This window comes from Marinifaba aquimaris, from assembly GCF_013328345.1.
Classification (GTDB): Bacteria; Pseudomonadota; Gammaproteobacteria; order Enterobacterales; family Alteromonadaceae; genus Marinifaba; species Marinifaba aquimaris.
In genome coordinates, this window is the sequence record NZ_JABULX010000060.1 from 1 (window position 1) to 3077 (window position 3077).

General features: G+C 39.1%; 3 protein-coding genes and 1 pseudogene. All 4 read right to left on the reverse strand.

Translation table 11 applies throughout. The features are described from left to right. The coding region (locus HR060_RS18960; RefSeq protein WP_174201841.1) for a hypothetical protein at positions 1-737 on the reverse strand (737 nt) is incomplete at its 3' end. Between the two features lie 33 nt (positions 738-770). Beyond that, positions 771-1754, reverse strand: coding sequence for a hypothetical protein (locus HR060_RS19565; RefSeq protein ID WP_246283224.1), 984 nt, complete (start codon positions 1752-1754; stop codon positions 771-773). A gap of 33 nt (positions 1755-1787) precedes the next feature. Further along, positions 1788-2777 carry a hypothetical protein gene (locus HR060_RS19230; protein ID WP_217434980.1) on the reverse strand — a complete coding sequence of 330 codons (990 nt, stop codon included), beginning with the start codon at positions 2775-2777 and terminating at the stop codon, positions 1788-1790. Positions 2778-2810: 33 nt separating this feature from the next. Continuing rightward, positions 2811-3077 (reverse strand): annotated as a pseudogene (locus HR060_RS18975) (hypothetical protein); the annotation flags it as partial.

The window sequence follows — 3077 nt, forward strand, 5'->3', positions numbered from 1 at the left end:
ACCGGGTCAAGGTGCCTTACCGCTTCATATACAGGCACATCGGGTAATGGTTTGGTGTTATCCATAAATCGGCACACCTCTTCCCAAAATAAATAACAATAGGTGCGGCTATTGGCTGACTCGGATACGGCCACTTCAACCCCAGATTCTGGGTAAGTATCCAAATAACGATGTCGAATATAAGGGATATGAGCCTGACTACCATACTGCGTAGTAACTGCATATTGGGTTGTACAAACAATATCTTGCCAAGCAAAACTGGGGTTACCAAATTCATCTTTTTCAGTTTGATGGCTAAAAGCTTTGGTATAGCCAACCCGGCCAGTTAAACGGTCAAAATAAATAATATTATCCGAACCAATACGTTCACTCCAAGGGAATGCATTTAACCAAAATAAGTTCCATATAAGTACAGAGGCGAACAACCACCAAGGAACATTGGCAAAATCTAGATCAATCACTCCAATCATAAAAAACAAATAAGCACATATAAAGCTGCCTGAAAAGCCAATAAACATGCATGCTAATGATAACCAACCTGCAAAATGTTTATCAGACGCTTTAACTAAAAAACGCTCAGGGTGCTCTTTAAAATAGCGTTTTTTTTCAGAGCCTTGTTCAAATTTTCGAGTGAAGTACAAACCATTAAATTGCTCAAGTAGGGAATCATCTGGTATGGCTTTAAAAAAACGGTTATAGGTCGTTTCTTTAGGTAAGGTCGGTATAAAATTTATCATCACATTCCTTGTGTATGAATATCGTTAAAACAATTAAACTGGGCAACCAAAAGTGATTTGTTTTAATAAACGTTTAAACTTGTATTTATTATCTAATACAGGCTGAGGCATTGCAGGGTCGATTGGCCAGACTTCCCACGGTTTGGTAATTTCGGCTTGTGGCTTATCAAAGGCAAAATTAAACGCTTCTGACATCAGTTGTCTTTTTATTACCCGCTGTTGTTCCACACTCATATCTTGCCAAAAGCGTTCTGGCCTGCCGTTTTCCTTATCAAAAGCGGCGGTCACCGGGTCAATATGTCTTACTGCTTCATATACAGGTACATCAGGTAATGGTTTGGTGTTATCCATAAATCGGCACACCTCTTCCCAAAATAAATAACAATAGGTGCGGCTATTGGCTGATTCGGATACGACCACTTCAACATCCGATTCTGGGTAAGTATCAAAATCACGATGTCGAATATAAGGAAGTTGAGCCTGACTACCATGCTGAGATGTAACGGCATATTGGGTAATGCAAACAATGTCTTGCCAAGCAAAACTGGCGTTACCAAATTCATCTTTTTCAGTTTGATGATTAAAAGACTTGGTATAGCCAACCCGGCCAGTCAAACGATCAAAATAAATAATATGATCTGAGCCCACACGCTTAGTCCATGGGAATGCATTTAACCAAAATAAATTCCAGATAAGAACGGATAAATATGCAATTATTGGGAAAGGCTCTTTACCAAAAAACAACCAATAAGGTAGAAACATAGCGCAATAACAACTACCTGCAAACCCTATAAACATACACGCAATAGATAACCAGCCAGATGCATGTTTGTCAGCGTTTTGTATTAAGAAACGTTCCGGATGGTCTGCAAAAAATGTACGTTTGGATACTTTTTTCTCAAACATTCGGGTTAGATACAAACCATTAAATTGATCTGCTAATGAGGCATGATTAAAAGCCTGAAAAAAACGGTTATAGGTCGTTTCTTTCGGTAAGGTCGGTATAAAATTTATCATCACATTCCTTGTGTATGAATATCGTTAAAACAATTAAACTGGGCAACCACAAGTTATTTGAATAAGTATTCGTTTAAACTTGTATGTGTTATCTAAAACAGGTTTAGGCATAGCTGGGTCTATCGGCCAGACTTCCCACGGTTTGGTAATTTCGGCTTGTGGTTTATCAAAGGCAAAATTAAACGCTTCTGTGGTCAGCTCGTCATCAATTTTACTCTGCTGTTCAAAGCTCATATCTTGCCAAAAGCGTGCCGGCCTGCCATTTTCCTTATCAAAAGCGGCGGTCACCGGGTCAAGGTGTCTGACTGCTTCATATACAGGTACATCGGGTAATGGTTTAGTGTTATCCATAAATCGGCACACCTCTTCCCAAAATAAATAACAATAGGTGCGGCTATTGGCCGATTCGGATACAGCCACTTCTACATCCGATTCTGGGTAAGTATCAAAATCACGATGTTGAATATAAGGGATATGAGCCTGATTACCGTACTGAGTCGTGGTCCTATACTGGGTGGTACAAACAATATCTTGCCAAGCAAAACTGGCGTTACCAAACTCATCTTTTTCGGTTTGATGAGTAAAAGCTTTGGTATAGCCAACCCGGCCAGTTAAACGATCAAAATAAATAATATGATCTGAGCCGACACGCTTAGTCCACGGGATTAAATTTAACCAAAATAAATTCCATATAAGTACAGAGGCGAACAACCACCAAGGAACATTGACAAAATCTAGATCTATCACTCCAATCATAAAAAACAAATAAGCACACATAAAGCTGCCTGAAAAGCCAATAAACATGCACCCTAATGAGAACCAACCCGCGAAATGTTTATCCGACGCTTTAACTAAAAAACGTTCAGGGTGTTCTTTAAAAAAACGTCGTTTTTTTGAGCTTTTTTCAAATTTTCGAGTAAAGTACAACCCATCAAATTGTTCAGTTAACGACGAATGTTCATGACTTTGAAAAAAACGGTTATAGGTCGTTTCTTTAGGTAACGTCGGTAAAAAATTTATCATCACAATCCTTGTGTATGAATATCGTTAAAACAATTAAACTGGGCAACCAAACGTGATTTGCTTTAGTAAACGTTTAAATTTGTATTTATTATCTAATACAGGCTGAGGCATTGCTGGGTCTATCGGCCAGACTTCCCAAGGTTTGGTAATTTCGGCTTGTGGCTTATCAAAGGCAAAATTAAACGCTTCAGACATCAGTTGTCTTTTTATTACCCGCTGTTGTTCCACACTCATATCTTGCCAAAAGCGTGCCGGCCTGCCATTTTCCTTATCAAAAGCGGCGGTCACCGGGTCAAGGTG